Genomic DNA, 25,061 nt, shown 5'->3' with positions numbered 1-25,061 from the left:
GTTATCATACCAAGTAATGCCATAAACGTCAATTAATTAATGCACTAATATTATGGTTTTTGAAAAAAATTTTTGAGAAGAATGCAGGTATTTTAATTTTTTTAAAAGGTTTTTAATAAATATTTTTGCTAATAGTAAAAAAGGTTCTTATTTAAGTCATTTAATGGATTAAATATATTATTCGACAATTTTCGCGTTTAATAAACTTTCATTGAAACGAATTTCGTACTTCGTTAGAATAGAAAGTATATTGTAAAACAATGGAGGCAGTTCTTGTGAGTGAACAACAAAAAACATTCTATATAACAACACCCATCTACTATCCAAGTGGGAAATTTCATATTGGTACGGCATATACAACAGTAGCATCTGATACTATTGCACGCTATAAACGTTTAAAAGGTTATGATGTACGCTTTTTAACAGGAATGGACGAACATGGCCAAAAAATTCAAGAAAAAGCAGCTGAAGCGGGTAAACATCCTCAAGATTATGTAAATGAAATTGCAGATGCTGCGAAAAAACTTTGGGGTTTAATGGATATTTCTTATGATGACTTTATTCAAACAACGCAGGATCGACATACGAAAGCTGTCGAAAAGATTTTCCAAAAGTTTTTAGATAATGGTGATATTTATAAAGGTCAATATGAAGGCTGGTACTGTACACCGTGTGAATCATTCTTTACTGAGACTCAACTAGTTGACGGTAATTGTCCAGATTGTGGTCGTCCAGTGCACAAGGTTAAAGAAGAATCGTACTTCTTTAATATGAAGAAATATGCAGATCGTTTATTAGCTTATTATGAAGAGAACCTTGAATTCATTGAGCCAGAATCACGAAAAAATGAAATGATTAACAACTTCATTAAACCAGGGCTAGAGGATTTATCGGTATCAAGAACATCCTTCGATTGGGGAATTAAAGTACCAGGAGATCCAAAGCATGTCATTTATGTATGGGTTGATGCATTAACGAATTATATTACATCCTTAGGTTATCTATCAGAAGATGAATCACTATTCAATAAATATTGGCCAGCAGATGTACATGTAGTTGGGAAGGATATTGTTCGTTTCCACACGATTTATTGGCCAATCTTCTTAATGGCATTAGATTTGCCATTACCGAAAAAAGTATTTGCACATGGTTTTATTATGATGAAGGACGGAAAAATGTCTAAATCAAAAGGCAATGTGATTTATCCAGAAATGTTAATCGAGCGTTATGGACTAGATGCGACACGTTATTTCCTATTACGTGAATTACCATTTGGATCTGATGGGGTATTTTCACCAGAATCATTTATTGAACGTACAAACTTTGATCTGGCAAATGATTTAGGGAACTTATTAAATCGTACAATTTCAATGATTAATAAGTATTTTGATGGTATTATTCCGACAGAAAATCTTCAATCGACAGAATTTGATGCAGCTTTAAAAGAGCAAGCTGAGTCGGTACGTATTAAATATGAAGAAAGTATGGAAAAAATGCAATTTAGTGTCGTTCTAGCGGACTTATGGACGCTTGTTTCACGCACAAATAAGTATATAGATGAGACACAGCCTTGGGTGTTAGCAAAAGAGGAATCAGACAAGCCAAAATTAGGTGCTGTTATGCGAAATTTGGCAGAAAGCTTACACCAAATTGCTGTCATGTTGCAACCATTTATGACAACAACTCCGAAACGTATGATCGATCAGTTAGGATTAGATGACAAATTCTTAGCATGGGATACAATTGAAACATTCGGCAATACTATTCCAGCAAACATTAAAGTGGTAGAAAAAGGGATACCAATTTTCCCCCGCTTAGAAAACGAGGTTGAGATTGCTTATATTCGTGAGGAAATGCGTGGTTCTGTGAAAACACCACAAGAGGAAGAAAGTAAAAAGGCTACAGCGACTGACGAAAATCCAGAAATTCCTGAAATTACTATTGATGATTTTATGAAAGTTGATTTGCGAGTAGCGACGGTGACTGCATGTGAAACTGTTCCAAAAGCAGACAAATTATTAAAGCTTCAAGTCGATCTAGGATATGAGCAACGCCAAGTAGTTTCAGGTATTGCAAAATTCTATACACCAGATGATTTAATAGGTCAAAAAGTGATTGTCGTAGCAAATTTAAAACCAGTAAAATTACGTGGTGAATTATCACAAGGAATGATTTTAGCTGGTGAGAAAGATGGAATTTTAAAATTAGCATCCGTTGATCCTGAACTCGAAAATGGTGCAAAAGTAAAGTAATGAACTTAAGGAGGCCTGCTGAATATGAATTATTCAGCAGGCTTTTCAAATCTGTAAGGAAAATTGAGATTAAATTATTTTGAAATAATTTAAGTTGCATAAAAAATGGGGTTTTGTGGGTTTAAAGTACTATTTCGAGCAATGTCGAATAAGTGGAATGACACAATACCAAATAGTTTGTAATGAAATTGTAATGCTTACGAAAAATATGAAATAATAAATTTTAATAAAATCAATGTTAGGAGAATGAAGATGTTTATAGATACACACGTACATTTAAACGCAGATCAGTATGAGGAAGATCTTCAAGAGGTGATTGATAGAGCCCTTGAAGCTAAAGTAGAAAGAATGGTTGTTATTGGTTTTGACCGTAAAACCATTGAGAGAACAATGCAACTAATAGAGCAATATGACTTTGTTTACGGTGTCATTGGTTGGCATCCAGTAGATGCGATTGATTGTACTCAACAAGATTTAGAGTGGATTGAGGAATTAGCATCACATCCAAAAATAGTTGGCATTGGTGAAACAGGATTGGATTACTATTGGGATAAGTCTCCAAAGGATGTTCAACAGGAACTTTTTCGCAAGCAAATTCAATTAGCTCAAAAGATCAATTTGCCAATCATTATTCATAATAGGGATGCAACGGGTGATGTTGTTCAAATTTTACGTGAAGAAAATGCTGCATCTGTAGGGGGGGTTATGCACTGCTTTAGTGGAAGTGTAGAAACAGCACGTGAATGTATAGGTATGAATTTTATGATTAGTCTTGGGGGACCAGTGACATTTAAAAATGCACGCCTACCAAAGGAAGTAGCTACAGAAATAGCTCTTGAGCACTTAATGATTGAAACAGACGCTCCTTATTTAGCTCCACATCCACATCGAGGTAAGCGCAATGAGCCCGCTTTCGTGCCTTTAGTTGCTGAGGAAATCGCACGTTTGAAAGGGTTGACAATTGAGGAAATTGCACAAGCAACAACAGCCAATGCGAAAAAATTTTTTGGGATTGACAATTAACTAGCTTAGATGCCTCCAATACTGGGTTTGTGGTTGGCAAAAAACAAGAAGTCAATTTTCAAAGAAATACTTTCGGGTTGACAGTGCCAAAACTAGTCCGTATAATCCAACCTTGTATTAAGGAGGCGTTTTTTCATGTCAAATAATTCCATGAAAAACTTGTTCTTAGGATCATTGAGGAGTAAGCAAACAGTGATAAGAATTATTTCACTTGTCCTGTTTGTGTCTGTAATCTCTTTCGTGCTTTATCAAGGTACGAAAAAATCCGTTAAGCTTGAAGCGAATGGAGAAACAATCGAAGTATCAACACATGCCAAAACTGTAGAACAATTATTACAAAATCAAAATATAGATATAGCAGAGCATGACAAAATTTCACCCTCTCTGAACACCAAAATTGTTAATGGATTAGCAATTACATGGGAACAGGCAAAAGAAGTAACTATTTCAGTTGATGGAAATCAGTCAAAAGTTTGGACAACTGAAACACTTGTGAAGGACATTTTGAAGGAAGCAAATATTAAAGTATCTGAACATGACTCTTTAGCGCAAGGTCTAGATACTGAACTAGGAGCAGAAAACAAAATCGATATTCAAAAAGCGTTTCAAGTAACGCTTGTCGATGGCGTAAATAAAAGACAAGTATGGTCCACTTCGACTACGGTCGCTAACTTTTTAAAACAACAAGGAATTCAGCTAAATGAATTCGATCGTGTCGAAAATAACCTGGAGAACGTTATTACTCCGGAGAGTAAAATCACAGTAGTTCGCGTAGAAAAGGTTATCGATGTAGTGGAAGACTCTTTAGATTTCGCAGTTGAAAAGAAGCAGGATGCTTCATTGCAAAAGGGGAAACAAAAAGTAGTAGCAACAGGCGAGAAGGGCTCAATTACTCGTACGTATGAGGTTGTCAAAGAAAATGGTGAGGTTGTGGCAAAAAACCTGCAATCTGAAAAAATTTTAAAAGAGCCGAAGAAACAAGTGGTTGCAGTAGGCACAAAAACAATCGTTGCAAGCGCAGCAACTGTTTCACGTGGTTCTGCAGAGCCTGCTAACGGTAAAGAATTTTATGTAACGGCAACAGCTTATACACCATATTGCAACGGTTGTACAGGTACATCAGCAACTGGTATAAACCTACGTTCAAATTCTGGCTTGAAGGTGATAGCAGTTGACCCTTCTGTTATTAAGTTAGGCTCAAAGGTTTGGGTAGAAGGCTATGGTACCGCTATTGCTGGGGATACTGGTGGGTCAATTAAGGGTAATAAGATTGACATACTTGTACAAACAGATGCCCAAGCACGTAACTGGGGGCGTAAGAAAGTGCGTGTTAAAGTATTAAATTAGAAAAATTGTAAAATTAATCAAAATGTTTTTCACAAATGGAGCTTTCCTGTTTTGACTGGCGGGAAGGCTTCTTTATTATTTTTTAGCAAATAATATTTGTAAGGTATGTATAGCAGAAGTTGATTAAGATAAGTTCATCTGTACCTTGAATTCCTGTACAAATCGTATAGAGCAGTTGTAAAATGGTCAGAAGATAAGGTAGATAGAAAAGAGGAGCCTTTTTGCAAATTAAAGAAATTATTGTTGTTGAAGGAAAAGATGATACGACAGCTATTAAACGTGCTGTACAAGCAGATACTATAGAAACAAATGGATCTGCAATTTCTGAAGAAACATTAAAACGAATTCAGCACGCCCAAGAAAAACGTGGAGTTATTGTATTTACAGATCCCGACTATCCAGGACGTCGAATACGCGCCATTATAGAGGAGCGTGTACAAGGGGTGAAGCATGCCTTTTTACCAAAAGCCAAAACAATTGCTAAAAACGGTAAAGGGCTAGGTATTGAACATGCTGCTGACGATGATATACGTGAGGCACTTCAACATGTCTATACCCCTATTCATGGCGTGCTACACGAAGAGGTGATTACACTGGAAGATTTAATGACAGCTCGTTTAATTGGACATCCACAGTCAAAGCAGCGTCGTGATCGACTAGGGGAAATCTTAAATATAGGTGCTACAAATGGTAAACAACTTCATAAAAGAATGAAAATGTTTCAGATTACAGAGGAGCAATTTGGTGCGGCTATCGCACAGTTAGATCAGGAGGAAAATGATGCATAAGGATATTGCGACACCAATTCGAACACAAGAAATTTTAAAAAAGTATGGTTTTTCATTTAAAAAAAGCTTAGGTCAAAACTTCTTAATTGATCCTAACATTTTAAGAAATATAGTGAGTCACGCCCATTTAACTGAGAATAGTGGCGCAATTGAAGTTGGTCCTGGTATCGGTGCATTAACTGAACATTTGGCGAGAAGCGCTAAAAAGGTAGTTTCCTTTGAAATCGACCAACGTTTATTGCCCGTACTAGAAGACACACTTAGTCCATACAATAATGTGTCTATCATCCACTCTGACATACTTAAGGCAGATGTTGAGAAAGTAATTGCAGATGAGATGCCAGGTATTGATGATATTATGGTTGTGGCCAATTTACCGTATTATGTAACGACTCCAATTTTAATGAAATTACTCAATGACCGATTACCGATCCGTGGTTTTGTTGTGATGATGCAGAAAGAGGTAGCAGACCGTATAACGGCTAAGCCAGGGACGAAAGAATATGGTTCTTTATCAATTGCCATTCAATATTACGTGAAAGCAGATATTGCAATGACAGTGCCTAAAACAGTTTTCATGCCACAACCTAACGTCGACTCTGCTGTAATTCGTCTTATCAAGCATGAGGAACCACCAGTAAAAGTAATAGATGAGGATTTTTTATTTGTTGTAACACGGGCCTCATTCGTACAGCGAAGAAAAACGATCTATAATAACCTGCAATCTGGTTTACCAAATGGAAAGGTGAAAAAGGATCAAATTTTACAGGCATTAGAGCTAGCTAATATTGAGCCAACTCGACGTGGAGAAACACTTTCTATTCAAGAGTTTGGGAAATTAGCTGATGCACTGCATCCTGTTTTTGCAAAGTAAAAATTTTTGTTAACATTTTTTCGGATATGTAAAAAAATAAATATTTTTTATAAAAAATAAGTTGACAAAATTTATAAGAGGCTGATAAAATATTATATTTTGTTGACATTTTTAGGCCATTAGCTTATACTTGTTATTAGTGAGGTGTAAGCGAAAATGCCAAAAACTTTAGCGGACATTAAAAAGTCGTTGGATTGTCATTTGGGTAAACGTTTGCAATTAAAAGCAAACGGTGGTCGCAAGAAAACGGTTGAGTGTGCAGGGATACTACGTGAGACATATCGCGCCATCTTTGTAGTCGAACTCGATCAAGAAGACAATACGTGCAAGCGCGTATCGTATAGCTACACAGATATTTTAACTGAAGCAGTAGAGATTACATTTTTAGACGAAGCAAAGGCTGCTGTCGCAAAATAGTTTCTAGTACTTATTTCTATATTTTAGAAACACTCATGTATGTTAAAAATACATGAGTGTTTTGCGTTTTCATGGGCATACTAAATTCGTCAGTTGTTAAAGGAGGAGTTTATATGCCTAGAAAAGGTATCATGTCACCTCGATTAAAAGAAGAGATCGCAAAAGAGCTTGGATTTTATGATGTTGTGCAAAAGGAAGGCTGGGGCGGCATAAAAGCTCGTGATGCCGGTAATATGGTCAAACGTGCCATAGAAATGGCTGAACGGGCAAGTAGTGAGCAAGAGCGTAAGTAGGCTGTTTTTGTTAAAATAGTCATCTTATCAAGTTTCATTCAGCAGGGATGAAAATCCTTACTAACACAACAAATACAACTGACGAGAGAGAGCCGTTACTCCGAATAGGGTAAACGGTTCTTTTTTTCCATTTTCGTATTCTCAATATGGTAAAATAAAATGAATAATCTTGCGCGAAAAAAAGAACTGTTTATACGTGTAGCTATAAGGGAGGAAGAAAGATGCTTTATGTAAAGGCGCCTGCAAAAATCAATTTAACATTAGATGTACTTTATAAAAGACCAGATAATTTTCACGAAGTGGAGATGGTTATGACAACAGTCGATTTAGCTGATCGTATCAGTCTTGAATCTCGAGAAGATGGTGTTATTCAAATAATTTCAACAGATAACTTTGTACCAAATGACCATCGTAATTTTGCTTATCAGGCAGCGCGTCTCATTAAAGATACATACGGCATTAGACAAGGTGTATCCATTACAATTGAAAAGGAAATACCCATAGCAGCAGGGCTCGCAGGAGGCAGTAGTGATGCAGCTGCAACATTAAAAGGGCTAAATGAACTGTGGAATTTAGGTTTATCAATAGATGAATTAGCGGAGCTTGGTGCTAAAATTGGCTCGGATGTTTCGTTTTGTGTTTACGGAGGCACGGCACTCGCTACAGGACGAGGCGAAAAAATAAAAGAATTACCAGCTCCACCTAACTGTTGGGTTGTACTAGCTAAACCTAAAATTGGTGTGTCGACAGCAGAAGTATATGGGGGTCTTAAGGTTGAAGGACTGGAACACCCAAATACAAAGCAGATGATACAAGCTATAGAGACAAAAGATTATGAGCTATTATGTTCTTCATTAGGAAATGTTTTGGAAACTGTAACATTTAAGCTCCACCCAGAAGTTGTGATGTTAAAGGAACAAATGAAGCGTTTTGGGGCAGATGCCACGTTAATGAGTGGAAGCGGTCCAACTGTATTTGGACTTGTGGATAGTGAAGCTCGTGTAAGTCGCATTTATAATGGTTTACGTGGTTTTTGTGAGGAAGTTTATGCAGTACGAATTTTAGGTGAGCGAAATACGCTTGCTTAGAAACGCAAATTTGTGTTAATTTTACCTATAAATATTCGTGTTTAGGAGAGGGTCGCATGAAATGGAAGCGTAGTGAACGACTTGTTGATATGACGTACTACTTACTAGAACATCCACATCAGCTGATCCCGCTAACTTATTTTTCAGAACTATATCAATCTGCTAAGTCATCCATTAGTGAGGATTTAACGATTGTAAAAGAAACTTTCGAAGAAAAAGGAATCGGGTTATTGATGACAGTGCCAGGTGCTGCAGGAGGAGTAAAGTATATTCCGAAAATGTCCGAGGCAGAAGTACGTTTAGTGATTGAAGATTTAAAAGCAGAGCTAGAACATTCAGATCGATTGTTACCAGGCGGTTACTTATTTATGACAGATTTGCTTGGAAACCCAGATTTAATAAATCGAGTAGGAAAGGTCTTTGCCTCTGCCTTTGCAGATCAACAAATCGATGTCATAATGACAGTAGCAACTAAAGGGATATCTATTGCCCATGCCATTGCAAGACATTTAAATGTACCAGTGGTTGTTGTGAGAAGAGATAGTAAAGTAACAGAAGGTTCTACAGTTAGCATTAACTATGTATCTGGTTCTTCCAGAAGAATTCAGACAATGGTATTATCAAAAAGAAGCATGAAGAGTGGACAACGTGTATTAATTACGGACGACTTTATGAAGGTCGGCGGTACTATGAATGGCATGAAAAATCTCTTAGAGGAGTTTGACTGTCAGCTAGCAGGCATTGCCGTGCTTGTGGAGGCTGAGCATGCGGACGAAACATTAGTAGATGATTATTATTCACTTGTAAAGCTTCATGAAGTTAATGAAAAAGATCGAACAATTGCATTAAGTGAAGGTAACTATTTTTCTAAAAGGGGACATGACAAATGAAAGTAGTAGCAACAACAAATGCACCAGCAGCAATCGGACCATATTCACAAGGTATTATTGTTAACGGAATGTTTTATAGCTCTGGTCAAATTCCATTAACAGCTACAGGGGATTTAGTGGAAGGCGATATAACTGTACAAACAAATCAAGTATTTGCTAATTTAAAAGCAGTTTTAGCGGAAGCTGGAACTTCTTTAGATAATGTTGTGAAAACAACAGTATTTATGAAGGACATGAATGACTTTGTAGCGATGAATGAAGTTTATGCAAATCATTTTGGTGATCATAAACCAGCGCGTTCAGCGGTAGAGGTAGCCCGTCTTCCGAAGGATGTAAAAGTAGAAATCGAAGTAATCGCGATCGTAAAATAAATTAAGCTTGTAAAGCTCACTAAAGAGAATCTTTATTCTTTTTAGTGAGTTTTTTTACGCTGACAAACAATTGTCAAAAATTCCGTATATAAGAAAAAATATTATTCTAATAAGTATTCAAATTTTTTAGAAAATTTGATAGACTATGAAAAGGAAAATATTCGGTAATTGAGAATATGATATTTTCATTTAGGCATCCAAGAAGAGAGGTGGTGAGAAAATGGAAGTTACTGATGTGAGGTTACGTCGGGTACAGACGGATGGTCGCATGCGTGCGATTGCTTCCATTACACTTGATAATGAGTTTGTTGTTCACGATATTCGTGTAATTGATGGAAATACTGGTTTATTTGTAGCTATGCCTAGTAAACGAACACCAGATGGGGAATTTAGAGATATTGCTCATCCAATTAATTCTGATACTCGAAATAAAATTCAGGAGATCATTTTAAACGAGTATCATAACTCTAGTGAAGTAGAGGAAGCTGGTAAAGAGGAAGAATTAGAGGGAATCGGTGTGTAATGGGTAGGTAATAACTTACTTTTTAAGGATATGTTACAAACTGATGGTAAAAAGATATCAAGAACTCTTCTAGATGGAAGGGTTCTTTTTATTTTGATAAAAAGATAATATGAGCAATTTTAGGATATACTTCATGACATTCGAGCATAAGGTGCATTGGATTTAGGAATTCATGTTTTTGTCAACTCTACATGCCTTGAAAATAGATGAATTTTGCTATATAGTCATAAGAGAAAATGAGCGTATTGGAGGACTTACAGATGAGCAATGTTTTTGCTGTCATTTTGGCTGCAGGTCAAGGTACACGTATGAAGTCCAAATTATATAAAGTGCTCCATCCAGTATGTGGGAAACCTATGGTACAACATGTGGTGGATCATATTCAAACGTTAGATGTGAAGCGCATTGTAACGGTAGTCGGACATGGTGCTGAAAAAGTGCAACAACAGCTTGGAGATAAAAGTGAGTATGTACTGCAGGCTGAACAATTAGGTACAGCGCATGCTGTGCAACAAGCAGAGGCTATTTTAGGTAATGAAGAAGGTACAACATTAGTTGTATGTGGAGATACACCACTAATTCGTCCTGAAACGATGCAAGCTCTATTCGAACATCATCAAGCAAAGAATGCTAAAGCAACTATTTTAACAGCAATTGCTGAAAATCCAACTGGCTATGGCCGTATTCTACGTGGCAATAACGGACAGGTGGAGCAAATTGTTGAACAAAAAGATGCTTCAGCAGAGCAGCAATTAGTAAAAGAAATAAACACAGGCACATATTGTTTTGATAACAAATTATTATTTGAAACATTGAAGCTTGTGAAAAATGATAATGCTCAAGGTGAATATTATTTACCAGATGTCATTGAAATTTTACAAAAGCAAGGTGATATTGTTGAAGCATATGTCACTGATGATTTTGAAGAGACGCTAGGTGTTAATGATCGAGTGGCTTTGTCGCAAGCTGAGACATTCATGCGTACAAGAATTAACGAGAAGCATATGCGTAATGGTGTAACAATTATCCATCCTGAAACAACGCATATTAGTGCAGATGCAGTTATTGGGCGTGATACGGTGATTCAACCAGGCTCAATGATTGAAGGTGCCACTGTGATTGGTGAAGATTGCATTATCGGGCCAAATACTCAAATCATAGATAGCCGCGTTGGTGATCGCACAACTATACATTCTTCAGTTGTCCGTGAAAGCGCTATTGCAGAGGATACTGCTATTGGGCCATTTGCTCATATTCGACCACTTTCAGACATCGGTAGTCATGTGAAAATTGGTAACTTTGTAGAAGTGAAGAAAAGCAAGCTAGATAACGAAACAAAAGTTTCACATTTAAGTTATATTGGCGATGCCGAGATCGGTAGTAACGTCAATATTGGTTGTGGTTCCATTACAGTAAACTATGATGGAAAAAACAAATTCAAAACGATTATTGAAGATGATGTATTTGTAGGATGTAATACTAACTTAGTAGCGCCAGTGAAAGTTGGAAAAGGTTCATTTATTGCAGCAGGTTCTACAATTACAAAAGAAGTTCCTGAAGATGCACTTGCCATAGCTCGTGCAAGACAAGAAAACAAACCGAATTATGTAAGCAAATTAAATTCAAAATAATTATCAACTAAACAGGAGGCCATCATGCCGTATCATTATGCAAACTCACAATTAAAAATATTTTCACTTAATTCTAATAATCCATTAGCTCAAGAAATTGCGCAGGAAATGGGCGTAGAATTAGGTAAATCTTCTGTTAAGCACTTCAGTGATGGAGAGATTCAAATTAGCATTGAAGAAAGTATTCGAGGTTGTGATGTGTTTATCGTGCAGTCTACTTCTGCACCTGTAAACGAACATTTAATGGAGCTTTTAATTATGGTGGATGCAGTTAAACGTGCATCTGCTCGTACAGTAAACGTTGTAATGCCTTATTATGGCTATGCACGCCAAGACCGTAAAGCAAAAGCGCGTGAGCCAATTACAGCTAAATTAGTGGCAAACCTACTTGAAACTGCTGGTGCAACACGTGTTATCGTATTAGATTTACACGCACCTCAAATCCAAGGTTTCTTCGATATTCTAATCGACCACTTAATGGCAGTACCATTACTATCTGATTACTTTAAATCTAAAGGTATTCCAGGAGATGAAATCGTTATTGTTTCACCAGATCATGGTGGGGTAACACGTGCTCGTAAAATGGCTGAACGATTAAAAGCACCGATTGCAATTATTGACAAACGTCGTCCGAAACCAAACGTTGCGGAAGTGATGAACATTGTTGGTAATGTTGATGGTAAAGTGGCAATCTTGATTGATGATATTATTGATACTGCAGGTACAATTACAATTGGAGCAGATGCGTTACGTGCAGCTGGAGCAAAAGAAGTTTACGCTTGCTGTTCACACCCTGTATTATCTGGTCCAGCAATTGAACGTATTGAAAACTCTGCTATTAAAGAATTAGTAGTGACAAATACAATTCAGCTTTCAGACGAGAAAAAATCTCCAAAAATTACAGAGCTTTCTGTAGCTAAATTAATGGCGGATGCTATCTCTCGCGTTTATGAAAATAAATCTGTAAGTACTCTATTTGATTAATAAATATTGTACGTATAAGACCAATCTATTCTTTGAGTAGATTGGTCTTTTCTATATAAATTAGACACTATTTCGTCAAGGCGAAGAAATAGGTGAGTGTTTTATGTGTGAGCCTTCTCACAAAGGGGTATAATGATAATGTGACTTAATAATATTAACTCTACCTTAAAAAAATAGAGCTAAATATTATCATAGCCTACAACGAATTATTGTTGAGGCGTAAATAATTTTCTTGGAAGGGGAATAAAGAAGTATGAGTACAGTATTAAGTGTTACAAAGCGCGAAACTGGGCATCGTTCAACATTAACCCAACTTAGAAAAGGGGGAGCCATTCCTGCAGTTATTTACGGCTACAAAGTAGATTCAACCCCAATTTCTATTGCTGCAAAGGATTTTAAAAAGTCTATTCAAAAAAATGGGCAAAATAGTGTATTTTCGCTAGAGTTAGAGGGGAAAAAAGTGAATGCTGTTGTGTCAGAGATTCAGCAATGTTCATTGAAAGATGAAGTAAACCATATTGACTTTTTAGCCATTAATATGGCCGAAGAGCTAGAAGCTGATGTCCCGATTAAATTACTTGGACAGTCAGTTGGTGTGAGTGAGGGCGGTATTTTAATGCAGCCTAACTTAGAATTGAAAGTAAAAGTAAAGCCAGCAGAATTACCTGAATCAATTGATGTGGACATTTCATCGTTGAAAATTGGGGAATCCCTAACGGTAGCAGATATTCGAGATACTACATCTGTTGAAATCATTAGTGAAGATGATTATATGTTAGTAACAATTGTAGCGCCTGTTTCTGTAGAGGAAGAGACTACAGATAGTGAAGAAGAGCAAGAGCCAGTATAAAAGTAAATGATTGTTAAGGCTAATAAGAAGGCTATAGCTTTCTTATTAGCCTTATTTTTATGCCTTTAAGAATTATACAAAATGCTTTCTAGGTATGCTATATGGTAAAATAATGACTATTAGATTTGAAAGAAGAGAGGTACTTATGAAAATTATCGTTGGTTTAGGGAACCCAGGTAAACCTTATGAGCATACAAGACATAATATTGGCTTTGATGTCATTGATGCGTTAGCAGAAAAATGGGGAACACCTTTAACAAATTCAAAATTTAACGGGATGTACACTACTGTACATCGACCAGAAGGAAAGGTTCTACTTGTTAAACCATTAACATATATGAATTTATCAGGGGAATGTGTTGGTCCCCTAATGGACTATTTTGACATAGAGGTAGAAGATTTAATTGTCATTTATGATGACTTGGATTTAGAGACAGGTAAATTACGTTTGCGACAAAAAGGGAGTGCAGGTGGTCATAACGGCATTAAATCGTTAATTCAACATTTAGGCACTCAGGAATTTAACCGTATTCGAGTGGGCATTAATCGTCCACCAGCGGGCATGAAGGTAGCAGACTATGTCTTAGCTAAATTTTCGAAGGAAGACCAAGTTCTTATGCAAGACGCCATTGTAAATTCTGTAAACGCTGTTGAAGCATCTCTTTCAAAGCCGTTTCTTGATGTGATGAATCACTTTAACGCAAGCAAATAGATGGAAGAAATAAAATTTCTGTTAAAGTTTTTGGATATTGGCATAGTGTAAGGTGAGTAATCAACTGCCTTACACTATAATTACAGCTAATGCTTGTAGTGAATAGTCTTAGCTACAAGTAAAAATTAATTCTCTAATTTTCAAGTAATTGCAATGATGATGACAGTGAAAAGTGCATAATCCTTTTTATAAATGTCTATACTTTAAGTAGAAAGTTGCTTAAAGGAGGATGATTTGGAGATGTCAGTTCGCTATCGATGTCGGCATTGTGAAGTAGAAATAGGGACACTACCATTTGATGCAGATGATACAATTCGAAAGTTGCATATTTTTGAATTGGGAGAAGCGGATGATTATGTTGAGAAAGATCAGCATGGCCAAACGACTGTGCACTGCATTTGTGAGCAATGTGAGGATTCGCTGAGACAATATCCAGATTATCACGCACTCAATAAATGGATTCAATAATTGGAAGGATGCTTTGACACACTTATGTGTGTTCAAGGCTTTTTCCATTTCATAAAACAGCCATTAATAGAGATATGTAAAATAACACTAGAATAATAGAAATAAAAATAATATAGGATTTTACGCTGAAAGGAGCTTTTGACTGTGGAGGTTTTACGACAGCTTGTGTCGCAAGATAAACATATTACATCATTTTTAAAGGAAATTCAGAGCGGTCAAACTGCATCACAGCTTATTACAGGTTTAACAGGAAGCGCACGCCCCGTAATGGTCGATGTGTTATTTGAATATGTAAAGAAGCCAATCTACATTATCTCTCCTAATCTATTGCAGGCACAAAAAATGGTTGATGAGCTTGCTGGATTGTTAGGTGAGGAACATGTTCATTATTACCCAGCAGATGAATTTATTGCAGCCGATCTTTCTGTAGCTTCACCAGAACTTCGCGCGGAGCGGATTGCGACGCTTGATTGCTTAGCTAGAGGTGAGAAAGCCGTATATGTAATACCTGTGGCTGGTTTACGTAAAATAATGCAGCCTAAGGAGCACTGGCTACACTATTTTTTACAAACAGCCGTAGGCGAAGATATTGAAATTGAGATGTGGTTACAAACATTAGTTGAGATGGGCTATGTACGGAATTCAATGGTGACATCACCTGGAGAGTTCGCGTTGCGTGGGGGGATTTTAGATATTTATCCACCTTATTTAGAATCACCTATTCGTATTGAATTATTTGACACAGAGGTTGATTCCATACGAACATTTTCAGCAGATGACCAACGTTCTATTGATAAATTACAAAAAATTCGTATTCTTCCTGCTTCAGAGGTCATTCTTACTAAATCAGAAAGACAGGCATTAGCAGGCCGTTTAGAATCGGCATTAGCAGCCAGTCTAAAGAAGGTAAAAAAGCAGGAGACAAAGGAACTTCTGTATCAGCATATTCAATATGATATTGAATTGCTACAGCAAGGGAATTTACCTGATTATGTAAACAAATATGGCTCATTATTATACGATAAAACTGCCTTTTTGGGAGATTACTTTGAACATGATGGTATTGTACTTTTTGACGAGCTTGGACGTATTCAAGAGGTAATGGATGCATGGGAACGTGAAGAAGATGAATGGTTTTTATCTTTAATCGAAGAGGGAAAAATGGTTCATGATGTCAAACCTGCCTTCTCATTAAAAGAAATACTGGCGATGTTGTCACAACAAAAGCTTTCATTTTCATTATTTTCGCGAACATTTGCAGGGATTACGTTTAATAAAACATCTAACTTTTCTTGCAAGCCAATGCAGCAGTTTCATGGACAAATGTCCTTGCTTCAAAATGAGGTTGAACGCTGGTTACTTGGCAAATTTACAGTTCTAATCGTAGCAAGGGATAAAGAACGAGTAAAAAGGGTTCAGCAAATGCTTGAAGAATACGATATTCATACGGCAATAGGTGAGCCGACAGAACCTGGTATTTATATTGTAGATGGGGGCTTGTCGAGTGGCTTTGAATTGCCTCTACAGCGTTTAGCAATTGTAACAGAAGACGAGCTCTTTAAACAGCAGGCAAAGAAAAAAGCACGTACACAAAAAATGACTAATGCTGAACGTATTAAAAGTTATACGGAAATTAAGCCAGGTGATTATGTTGTACATGTTCATCATGGGATTGGTAAATACATCGGTGTAGAGACATTAGAGGTTAATGGTACACATAAGGATTACTTGCACATACGATATCGTGCAGACGATAAATTATATGTCCCTGTAGAGCAAATAGACTTAATCCAAAAATATGTGGCGTCAGAGGATCGTGAACCAAAGCTACATAAATTAGGGGGAGCAGAGTGGAAAAAGGCGAAAGCGAAGGTATCCTCTGCTGTACAGGATATTGCAGATGATTTAATAAAGCTGTATGCAAAGCGTGAAGCAGAGAAAGGGCATGCTTTTACACCTGATAACGACGACCAACGTAATTTTGAAGCGATGTTCCCTTATGAGGAAACAGAGGATCAGCTACGTTCAATTGTTGAAGTGAAAAGAGATATGGAACGTGAACGTCCTATGGATCGTTTAGTCTGTGGCGATGTAGGCTATGGTAAGACAGAGGTAGCCATTCGTGCCGCATTTAAGGCTATTCAAGATGGAAAGCAAGTGGCATTCCTTGTCCCTACTACTATCTTGGCCCAGCAACATTATGAGACAATTCGTGAGCGCTTTCAGGATTTCGCCATTAATGTTGGATTGTTATCTCGTTTCCGTTCGAAAAAAGAGCAAACAGCCACATTAAAAGGCTTAAAAGAAGGCCGAGTCGATATAGTTATTGGAACACACCGCATTTTATCTAAAGATTTAATTTTCCAAGACCTTGGTCTGTTAATTGTGGATGAAGAGCAACGTTTTGGTGTGACACATAAGGAAAAAATTAAACAGTTAAAGACAAATGTCGATGTCTTAACTTTAACGGCTACACCAATCCCAAGGACACTTCATATGTCCATGGTAGGAGTCCGAGATTTATCTGTTATTGAAACGCCTCCTGCTAATCGCTTCCCAGTTCAAACATATGTGATGGAGCACAGTGGTGCATTAGTACGAGAAGCTATTGAGAGGGAAATGGCACGTGGCGGACAAGTATTTTATTTATATAATCGGGTTGAGGATATGGCTCGAAGGGTTGAGGAGATTCAAGTGCTTGTCCCTGAAGCAAGAATAGGCTTTGCTCATGGGAAAATGACTGAGTCAGAGCTAGAATCCGTAATTTTAGCCTTTTTAGAGGGTGACTATGATGTGCTTGTCACGACAACAATTATTGAGACAGGTGTCGATATACCGAATGTAAATACGTTAATTGTCCATGATGCTGATCGTATGGGCTTAGCCCAGCTCTACCAATTACGCGGTCGCGTTGGGCGTTCTAACAGAGTAGCCTATGCGTATTTTATGTACCAACGCGACAAAGTTCTAACAGATGTAGCAGAGCAACGTTTACAAGCAATTAAAGAATTTACAGAGCTTGGCTCAGGCTTTAAAATTGCGATGCGAGATTTATCTATTCGAGGCGCAGGAAACTTACTTGGAGCGCAGCAACATGGCTTTATTGATTCAGTTGGCTTTGATTTGTATTCACAAATGCTTCAGGATGCCATCGCGGAACGTCAAACAGGCGTGAAGAAAGAAGAAAAGCCAGATATTGAAATTTTGCTAAGTATTGATGCCTATATTCCTGACGCTTATATTCCAGATGGTTATCAAAAGATCCAAATGTATAAACGAATTAAGGCCATGGATCAGGTGGAGGAGTATGACGAAATCATGGAGGAATTAGAGGATCGATTTGGCGATCTTCCAATTGAAACAGAGCGTTTACTTCGAATTGCACGAATGAAAGTTTGGGGATTAGGTGCGGGAGTAGTATCTGTAAAGGAGAAGCAGAAGCTTATTACAATACTATTGTCGGAACAAGGGACAACAAATGTCGATGGCAGTAAGATTATTGAAGAGTCAATGAAGTTTGAGCGTGCTGTTGGTTTTGGTATGGATGGCATGCAGTTAAAATTAACAATAGATGAACGCAAGTGTGGCAAACATCAACCATTTGATATTTTGGAAGAATTAATGCAAATTATTGATAAAGCAAAAAAGCAGCAATAGTTAAAAGGTCATCTTATCTTTTACATGAAAAGATAAGATGGCCTTTTTTATGTTGATTCAGTAATCAAACATATTTGCTCAAGGAATAGTTGATTTTTCTAATACATTTCTTATGAATTAATTATAGAAACTTATTCCTTGGGTAATCTAATAAGGAGTTGATTGATGTAATACCGTTTTTTGAAAAAAATTGATGGTTGTGAAATCCTTTTTCTTCAGTTTTTGCATAGATTGCTTAAATAAAAACCATACTATCATTGAATAAAAATTTCATTGTAGCGAAAGCGAGGCATTAGAATGAAGGCAACAGGAATTGTTCGTCGTATTGATGATTTAGGGCGTGTAGTTATTCCAAAAGAAATTCGTAGGACGCTACGTATTCGTGAAGGCGACCCGCTTGAAATTTATACGGACCGTGAAGGCGAAGTCATTTTAAAAAAATATTCTCCCATCAATGATTTGGGGGAATTTGCAAGAGAATATGTTGAAACACTTTATGAAACAATGGGCACACCAGCATTTGTCACTGACCGTGATGAAGTAATCGCTGTTGCAGGGATTGGGAAAAAGGAATATATCAATCGTCGCATTACGTCCTTTGCGGAAAGCTTTATGGACGAGCGCTCAACAAAAATTGAAAAAATGGAGACAACGATTGAAATTGTCCCTGGACAATATGAGCAAGTAAAATCTTATTGTGCGACACCTATTATGGTAAATGGTGACCCAATAGGCTGTATTATCGTCTTGTCTAAAGTACACTTTGTTGGTGAGGTAGAAGTCAAAGTAGTGGAAACAGCTGCAAACTTCTTAGCAAAACAAATGAATAGTTAATACATGGAAAAGTTATTGCGATGACCTTTAAGGCTGAACAATAACTTTTTTGCGTACATAAAGATGAATCATTATAGGAACAGTAGTGCCACCTTGCACGTCAAACTTTTGAGATATGCTATACTATTGGCATTGTTAAGAAGGAAAGAGGGCAATTTATGTCGCAACGTTTTGGTATGAAAAGCTACATGAAGGGTGCCGCCTTATTGACGATAGCAGCCCTTATTGTAAAAGTTCTTAGTGCCATTTACCGTGTGCCTTTTCAAAATCTAGTAGGTGATGAAGGCTTTTATATCTACCAACAGGTATATCCAGTTATTTCTATCTTCGTTGTTTGGACATCTAGTGGCTTTGCTATAGCCATTTCTAAAATGCTTGCAGACAATGATTGCATTGTTGATACAATAGAACGTGATGAAAGACGTCGAACTATAACACAGGTAGTTTTCAGGTATTTAACGGTATTATCACTACTGTTTTTCGCCATTTTATTTGGAGGTGCTGAAAAGATTGCCCATTTGATGGGAGATATTCAATTAGCACCACTTATTCGTACAGGCTCCCTAGTAGTATTGGTTATGCCGGCGCTGGCTATTTTAAAAGGTAGCTTTCAATCTAGAGCAATTATGGAGCCCATTGCTTATGCCCAAGTACTTGAACAAGCAGTGAGGGTAACTGTCATATTAGTAGGTACCTTTCTTATTATGACAACGACGAAATCACTTTATGGTGCAGGAAGAATAGCTGTTATCGGTACAGTAATTGGAGAAATTACAGCCTTGTTATTACTTGCTTATATCTCGTATAAACGATTTGGTCTACTGCAAGTTAAACAGCAACTACAGCGTAATTCAAGTTTACCTATCATTAAAGAGGTCACATGGCTGAGTTTGAGCGTCAGTATGAGTGGTCTACTGCTACTTGGCTATCAATTGGTCGATTCATTTACAATCTATTCTTCATTAATTGATAATGGCCTAACGCCTACAATAGCAAAGGAAACGAAGGGTATTTATGATCGAGGACAGCCGTTAGTTCAACTGGGTGTTGTCATTGCATCTTCATTGTCGCTGGCCATTGTGCCACTTGTCGCCCATTTGTCGAAAAAGCAAGAGGGGCGAAGTGCCGTGCCATTCATACAATTAACATACAAAGCATCTGTCCTGTTCGGCTGGTCTGCTGCACTAGGCTTAATGCTAGTTATGCCTTATTTAAATGAAATGCTTTTTAAAACCAATTCCTTATCTGAGGTATTGATTGTCTATGTATTTCAAATTGTCCCGTTGTCGATTATTCTTACATTTACGGCGATCTTACAAGGCTATGGAAAATTAAAAAAACCAGCTTTATTTCTTATGTTTGGTTTTCTATTAAAAGTGATATTGAATGTACGATTAATCGGTTGGTTGGGAGTATTAGGAGCTGCCATCGCTAATGATATAGGATTATTATTAACAGCAATCTTGCTCATTATTTATTTAAAAACATTGACTGGCATTCAATTAGCTTCAGGTGCCTTTTATAAAAAAGTAGGAATAGCATCTTTTAGTATGACAATCGTCGTGCTTGTATGGTTACAGCTAGTATCGTCCGTGTTAAACCATCTGATGTCTTCACGTATGATAGCCATGGTGGCAGGTTTGACAGCAGTATCTATTGGGGCATTTGTTATGCTAACAATTATTGCAAAGAAACGAGTATTAGTAGAAAAAGAATGGTATTTACTTCCGTTTGGACGTAGAATGGCCGTTTATCAACTTTGGCTAAATTCAAAGAAGTAGGTGTAAATATTGAATACATTATCAATTATTGGTTTAGGTGCAGGTGACTTTAATCAGCTGCAAATGGGTGTTTATAAAAAGTTAAAGGCTGCAAAAAAATTATATGTACGGACAGTGGATCATCCGGTTTTAGAGGAATTAGCAGCAGAGGGCGTGGCATTCGAAAGTTTTGACAATGTGTATGAAAAACACGATACATTTCAACCTGTTTATGCAGAAATTGCTGATTCTCTGATGAAAGCTACAGCTGTTGAGGATGTTATGTATGCTGTGCCAGGGCATCCATTAGTTGCAGAGCAAACAGTGCAATTACTTATTGCCGCAGCAAATGAAGGGAAAATTGAGCTAGTCATTGAGGGTGGTCAGAGTTTCTTAGATCCCATTTTTGGTGCCTTAAAAATCGATCCAATTGAAGGCTTTCAATTACTTGATGGTACGAGCTTTTCAATGCATGACATTAACATGCGTCAGCACATCTTGATTGCTCAAGTATACGATACATTCAGTGCATCAGAAGTGAAGCTGACGTTGATGGAGAAGTATGATGATGAGTATCCTGTGACGGTTGTGACAGCTGCAGGATCCTCACAAGAACAGATTGTCACAGTGCCGCTCTATGAACTCGATCAAAGTGTAGAAGTAAATAATTTAACAACAGTCTATGTACCACCTGTAAAATCACAGGAGGAGTCATTAAGAGATTGGACAACATTCCGCCAAATCATTGCAACGCTGAGAGGCCCAAATGGCTGTCCTTGGGATCAAAAGCAAACACATGAGTCGTTGAAGAAATACTTACTTGAAGAAGCACATGAATACTTGGCAGCGGTTGATGCGGAAGATGATTTTGCCATGATTGAGGAACTTGGTGATGTGTTGTTACAAGTATTTTTACATGCACAAATAGGAGAAGATCAAGGCTACTTTACACTTGAAGATGTGTTAGCTTCAATTAGTGAAAAAATGATTCGTCGCCATCCACACGTTTTTGGGGATGTAGCAGTAGAAGATGCAGATGGTGTTGTGGCTAATTGGGAGGCCATCAAGGCTGAAGAAAAGGGAACTAGCGATAAACCGTTATTAGACGAAGAGTATAGAGCGTCTTCTGCGTTACAAACAGCCTACAATTATCAAAAAAGAGCAGCACAAGTGGGCTTTGACTGGCCAGATGTGGAGGGAGCATGGGATAAATTTACCGAGGAATGGGAGGAATTTCGCCATGAGGCGACGAAAGGCTCTAATGCATCCCGTCTTGATGAATTTGGCGATGTATTGTTCACACTAGTAAACTTAGCACGTTTCTATAAATTATCACCAGAAGAAGCAATGCTACATGCAAATGAGAAATTTGCAAGACGTTTCGGCTATGTTGAGCAACAGGTAAAGGCAAGTGGAAAACCATTTTCCGATTTTACATTAGAACAATTAGATGCATTTTGGAATGAAGCAAAGCAACTAGAAAAGGAGTAAGAGTATGAGATTAGATAAGTTTTTAAAAGTATCCCGTTTAATAAAACGCCGTACTTTAGCCAAAGAAGTGGCAGATCAAGGACGAATCACAATCAACGAAAAGATTGCAAAAGCAAGTAGTACAGTGAAAGCTGGTGATGAGCTTGCTATCCGTTTTGGTCAAAAAATAGTAACGGCACGTGTAGAAGAAATACGTGATACGGTAAAAAAAGAAGATGCAGCAAAAATGTTTACCATTTTGAAAGAAGAACGACTTGAAAAAATTGAACCTGAATTTATTGATGATGAGGAATAAAGCTAAATTTAATTTCTAGCCCTCCTAATGTTGTCCCGCCTTTCTTTCTGTGGGTGAAAGTATTACACAACTTAAATAAAGTTGTCATGCTTTGAAGGTTGTCCGCATAAAGTGAACAGAAGCTAGGACGACTAAAGGAGGAAAAAAATGACGCTACATCAAGAAAGTAATCGTTACACAATTCCATCTGGAGAGCATATTTTAACGATTCGTAATCGTAAAAGAATGGACATGACTTCTGTAAAATCAATTGAACGCTTTGATCAGGAAGAGTTTTTCATTAAGACGTCCCAAGGGCACTTGTTAATCCGTGGAGAGGAACTGCATATCGTTCATTTAGATGTTGACAAAGGATTATTGACACTTGAAGGAACTGTAAAAACCTTACAGTACGACGAGGAGGAAAGTGGCTTCTCGAAAGGTTTCCTTCATAAATTATTTGGATGATTGTCAGTGAACAATTTTATCAATTAATTGTCATGGTTTTGAGCGGTATAGCAGTTGGTTTCATTATTGATAGTATAAGACTCATTGTTTTTTCAACTCCAAAAAGGTCAAGCCTTCGAAAGTGGATGATGGTTGTTGAGTTATTAACATGGATTCTACTTGGAGGTTTGACATACTATTTATTATTTTGGCTAAAGGATGGCGCTTGGCGGGCTTACGACCCGCTAGCGCAGATAGCCGGAATTTTTTTGTATCAATCATTTTTTCAAACCTTTTTACGTTTCATTGCTAGAATTTTGGTGAATATAACATGGAGACCCTTTTGGTTCATTGTACGCTTCATAATTACAGTTATTCGACAAATTTTGCAATTATTAATAAATATTGTTATGTTTGTTATAAGACCTTTTGTCAAAATTTATTCGTATTTGTCCTACACTTTTTTTAAAAAATTACGATATTTGAAGTATAATAAAAAGCAACAATAATTTTCGGAGGTGCGGACATGACGAGACGTCATTCATCAAATGATGAATCACAAAATTTCACTAAGCTTGATAATGACTATGTCCGTAACACGGATAGAGCTATAAATCGCAAACAACAGGCTCGAAAACGTAAGATGCGTCGTATTGTCTTTTTTGCGATTGTACCAGTCATTATTATTGCTCTTCTCTTAAATGTGCTGCTACAACAGAATGAAACATTAGCAGCAAAAGAGAAATCCAAAGAAGAAGCGAATCGGCATCTCACTGAATTGAAAGAAGAACAAGATACATTAAATCTTAAAATCAAACAATTACAGGATGATGAATATATCGCAAAGCTATTAAGAAAAGAGTACTACTTATCGGAAAAAGGTGAGATTATTTTCATCATTCCAGATAAGGAAGATAAAAAAGACGACTGAAAAGCTATGTATTGTTGACACTCTTTTATTGTTATATATAATGAAAAGAGAAGCTTATTGCAGTAAAAAGTTTGATTAAATTGATTACATGGCTCAAAAGAGTCGCTTAATTTTTAAGGAGGAGCATTTTTTTTATGTCAATTGAAGTAGGCAGCAAGGTACAAGGTAAAGTAACAGGAATCACAAATTTTGGAGCATTCGTTGAGCTGCCAGATGGCAAAACAGGCTTAGTTCACATTAGTGAAGTTGCTGACAATTATGTAAAAGATATCAATGAGCATCTAAAAGTTGGAGATGAAGTTGAAGTAAAAGTGATGAATGTTGAAGCGGACGGAAAGATTGGTCTTTCAATCCGTAAAGCAAAGCCTCAAGCTGAGAGACCAGAGCGTCCAGCACGTCCACGTCGTGATAATCGTTCTAATGATCGCAACGAACGCCATCAGCCAAAAGAAAATTTTGAGCAAAAAATGGCACGCTTCTTAAAAGATAGTGATGAACGTCTAGCAACACTTAAACGTGCTACAGAATCAAAACGCGGAGGTCGCGGAGCTAGAAGAGGGTAGTTTGCTGACTGTTTTAATCGTAGAAAAAGTGTATGAAATAGAGTTGGGAGTAGCTTTTTAAAAAGCTACTCCCTTTTTTAATATACCTATAAAGTTGAAGAAGGTCTCTTTTTCTTTTTTGTGGGTATTACTATTTTTTCATCAGGTGGAGCTATCGATTCTTTCTTCACTGGATGGATAACCATTTTGACAAGTGAAAAAACACCATATACACTTACAGCTAGTCCACAAAGTAATAGGATTATTTGAACAAAAAACGGTAAGTTTATGAGAATTGAAATAAGAATAATCATTGAGCCACTTCCACAAATTAAAGCAGCCTTTGTTAATGCACCCAAGGGAATAAAACCTCCTAAAAACGTTGTTTTTACTAGTATGCCATACTTTTATATTCTGTCACATAGCTTTACTTAAAGCTGACGGATAGAATTTGCAAGGTAATAGATAGATGGTATAAATAGATGGATGAAATAAAAACAGGTATCTCAGAACTAGATTCTGAGATACCTGTTTGAGATGACCCGTACGGGATTCGAACCCGTGTTACCGCCGTGAAAGGGCGGTGTCTTAACCACTTGACCAACGGGCCTATT

Annotated in this window: 26 protein-coding genes and 1 tRNA gene; 25 read left to right on the top strand and 2 right to left on the bottom strand. The window is 37.1% G+C overall.

The features are described from left to right. The first annotated feature begins 260 nt into the window (after positions 1-260). From metG to CD31_RS02865, 25 genes are all read left to right on the top strand, one after another. The gene (gene metG, locus CD31_RS02985; RefSeq protein WP_374116330.1) at positions 261-2,252 is read left to right on the top strand and encodes a methionine--tRNA ligase; all 1,992 of its coding nucleotides are present in this window, start codon (positions 261-263) and stop codon (positions 2,250-2,252) included. A gap of 252 nt (positions 2,253-2,504) precedes the next feature. Continuing rightward, positions 2,505-3,275 (top strand): TatD family hydrolase, encoded by a 771-nt coding sequence (locus CD31_RS02980; protein WP_036075700.1) that lies wholly within the window; start codon positions 2,505-2,507, stop codon positions 3,273-3,275. 135 nt (positions 3,276-3,410) lie between these two features. Continuing rightward, complete coding sequence (locus CD31_RS02975; protein ID WP_016993808.1) at positions 3,411-4,622, top strand: resuscitation-promoting factor; 1,212 nt, start codon at positions 3,411-3,413, stop codon at positions 4,620-4,622. 221 nt (positions 4,623-4,843) lie between these two features. Beyond that, on the top strand, positions 4,844-5,410 hold the full coding sequence (gene rnmV, locus CD31_RS02970) for a ribonuclease M5 (RefSeq protein WP_036075698.1): 567 nt from the start codon (positions 4,844-4,846) through the stop codon (positions 5,408-5,410). Continuing rightward, entirely contained in the window at positions 5,403-6,284 is an 882-nt protein-coding gene (gene rsmA, locus CD31_RS02965) for a 16S rRNA (adenine(1518)-N(6)/adenine(1519)-N(6))-dimethyltransferase RsmA (RefSeq protein ID WP_036075695.1), read from the top strand. Before rnmV ends, rsmA begins: the two co-directional genes overlap by 8 nt. 156 nt (positions 6,285-6,440) lie before the next feature. Next, the gene (gene veg, locus CD31_RS02960; RefSeq protein WP_004229199.1) at positions 6,441-6,701 is read left to right on the top strand and encodes a biofilm formation stimulator Veg; all 261 of its coding nucleotides are present in this window, start codon (positions 6,441-6,443) and stop codon (positions 6,699-6,701) included. Between the two features lie 113 nt (positions 6,702-6,814). Continuing rightward, a complete protein-coding gene (locus CD31_RS02955; RefSeq protein ID WP_004229193.1) occupies positions 6,815-6,994 on the top strand; it encodes a small, acid-soluble spore protein, alpha/beta type in 180 nt (59 codons plus the stop codon). Between the two features lie 221 nt (positions 6,995-7,215). Then, positions 7,216-8,082, top strand: coding sequence for a 4-(cytidine 5'-diphospho)-2-C-methyl-D-erythritol kinase (ispE, locus tag CD31_RS02950; protein WP_036075694.1), 867 nt, complete (start codon positions 7,216-7,218; stop codon positions 8,080-8,082). Between the two features lie 56 nt (positions 8,083-8,138). Next, on the top strand, positions 8,139-8,972 hold the full coding sequence (purR, locus tag CD31_RS02945; protein ID WP_016993803.1) for a pur operon repressor: 834 nt from the start codon (positions 8,139-8,141) through the stop codon (positions 8,970-8,972). Beyond that, on the top strand, positions 8,969-9,343 hold the full coding sequence (locus CD31_RS02940) for a RidA family protein (protein ID WP_004229189.1): 375 nt from the start codon (positions 8,969-8,971) through the stop codon (positions 9,341-9,343). Before purR ends, CD31_RS02940 begins: the two co-directional genes overlap by 4 nt. 220 nt (positions 9,344-9,563) lie before the next feature. Next, complete coding sequence (gene spoVG, locus CD31_RS02935; protein WP_004229187.1) at positions 9,564-9,866, top strand: septation regulator SpoVG; 303 nt, start codon at positions 9,564-9,566, stop codon at positions 9,864-9,866. A gap of 260 nt (positions 9,867-10,126) precedes the next feature. Next, on the top strand, positions 10,127-11,497 hold the full coding sequence (gene glmU / locus CD31_RS02930) for a bifunctional UDP-N-acetylglucosamine diphosphorylase/glucosamine-1-phosphate N-acetyltransferase GlmU (RefSeq protein WP_036075692.1): 1,371 nt from the start codon (positions 10,127-10,129) through the stop codon (positions 11,495-11,497). A 24-nt stretch (positions 11,498-11,521) separates the two neighbouring features. Further along, positions 11,522-12,481: a ribose-phosphate diphosphokinase gene (locus CD31_RS02925; RefSeq protein WP_004229183.1), complete on the top strand. Its 960-nt coding sequence runs from the start codon at positions 11,522-11,524 to the stop codon at positions 12,479-12,481. Between the two features lie 253 nt (positions 12,482-12,734). Next, complete coding sequence (locus CD31_RS02920) at positions 12,735-13,331, top strand: 50S ribosomal protein L25/general stress protein Ctc (RefSeq protein WP_016993793.1); 597 nt, start codon at positions 12,735-12,737, stop codon at positions 13,329-13,331. Positions 13,332-13,476: 145 nt separating this feature from the next. Beyond that, a complete protein-coding gene (pth, locus tag CD31_RS02915; RefSeq protein WP_016993791.1) occupies positions 13,477-14,043 on the top strand; it encodes an aminoacyl-tRNA hydrolase in 567 nt (188 codons plus the stop codon). Between the two features lie 240 nt (positions 14,044-14,283). Then, complete coding sequence (locus tag CD31_RS02910; protein WP_016993788.1) at positions 14,284-14,511, top strand: anti-sigma-F factor Fin; 228 nt, start codon at positions 14,284-14,286, stop codon at positions 14,509-14,511. A 144-nt stretch (positions 14,512-14,655) separates the two neighbouring features. Then, a complete protein-coding gene (gene mfd / locus CD31_RS02905) occupies positions 14,656-18,168 on the top strand; it encodes a transcription-repair coupling factor (RefSeq protein ID WP_036075691.1) in 3,513 nt (1,170 codons plus the stop codon). Between the two features lie 297 nt (positions 18,169-18,465). Further along, entirely contained in the window at positions 18,466-19,002 is a 537-nt protein-coding gene (gene spoVT / locus CD31_RS02900; protein WP_004229174.1) for a stage V sporulation protein T, read from the top strand. 158 nt (positions 19,003-19,160) lie between these two features. Beyond that, positions 19,161-20,783, top strand: a complete 1,623-nt coding sequence (locus CD31_RS02895; protein ID WP_036075689.1) for a putative polysaccharide biosynthesis protein — start codon at positions 19,161-19,163, stop codon at positions 20,781-20,783. 9 nt (positions 20,784-20,792) lie between these two features. Then, a complete protein-coding gene (yabN, locus tag CD31_RS02890) occupies positions 20,793-22,253 on the top strand; it encodes a bifunctional methyltransferase/pyrophosphohydrolase YabN (RefSeq protein WP_036075687.1) in 1,461 nt (486 codons plus the stop codon). A gap of 4 nt (positions 22,254-22,257) precedes the next feature. Next, positions 22,258-22,548 (top strand): RNA-binding S4 domain-containing protein, encoded by a 291-nt coding sequence (locus CD31_RS02885; RefSeq protein ID WP_004229169.1) that lies wholly within the window; start codon positions 22,258-22,260, stop codon positions 22,546-22,548. 147 nt (positions 22,549-22,695) lie between these two features. Continuing rightward, positions 22,696-22,995, top strand: a complete 300-nt coding sequence (gene yabP / locus CD31_RS02880; protein WP_004229167.1) for a sporulation protein YabP — start codon at positions 22,696-22,698, stop codon at positions 22,993-22,995. Next, a complete protein-coding gene (gene yabQ, locus CD31_RS02875) occupies positions 22,992-23,483 on the top strand; it encodes a spore cortex biosynthesis protein YabQ (RefSeq protein WP_036075686.1) in 492 nt (163 codons plus the stop codon). The genes yabP and yabQ overlap by 4 nt, the downstream gene beginning before the upstream one ends. Before the next feature lie 17 nt (positions 23,484-23,500). Further along, positions 23,501-23,905, top strand: coding sequence for an FtsB family cell division protein (locus CD31_RS02870; protein ID WP_016993778.1), 405 nt, complete (start codon positions 23,501-23,503; stop codon positions 23,903-23,905). A 134-nt stretch (positions 23,906-24,039) separates the two neighbouring features. Then, positions 24,040-24,468 (top strand): S1 domain-containing RNA-binding protein, encoded by a 429-nt coding sequence (locus CD31_RS02865; protein WP_004229154.1) that lies wholly within the window; start codon positions 24,040-24,042, stop codon positions 24,466-24,468. 86 nt (positions 24,469-24,554) lie between these two features. Here the strand turns inward: CD31_RS02865 and CD31_RS02860 are convergent, their stop codons facing one another. Then, the gene (locus CD31_RS02860; RefSeq protein ID WP_036075683.1) at positions 24,555-24,806 is read right to left on the bottom strand and encodes a hypothetical protein; all 252 of its coding nucleotides are present in this window, start codon (positions 24,804-24,806) and stop codon (positions 24,555-24,557) included. Between the two features lie 179 nt (positions 24,807-24,985). Continuing rightward, positions 24,986-25,057, bottom strand: a tRNA-Glu gene (locus CD31_RS02855). Positions 25,058-25,061 lie beyond the last annotated feature (4 nt).

This window comes from Lysinibacillus boronitolerans JCM 21713 = 10a = NBRC 103108, from assembly GCF_000772935.1.
In the GTDB taxonomy this organism is placed as follows: Bacteria; Bacillota; Bacilli; order Bacillales_A; family Planococcaceae; genus Lysinibacillus; species Lysinibacillus boronitolerans.
Note: the sequence above shows the minus strand (reverse complement) of the source record. Positions and strands in the feature narration are given on the sequence as shown.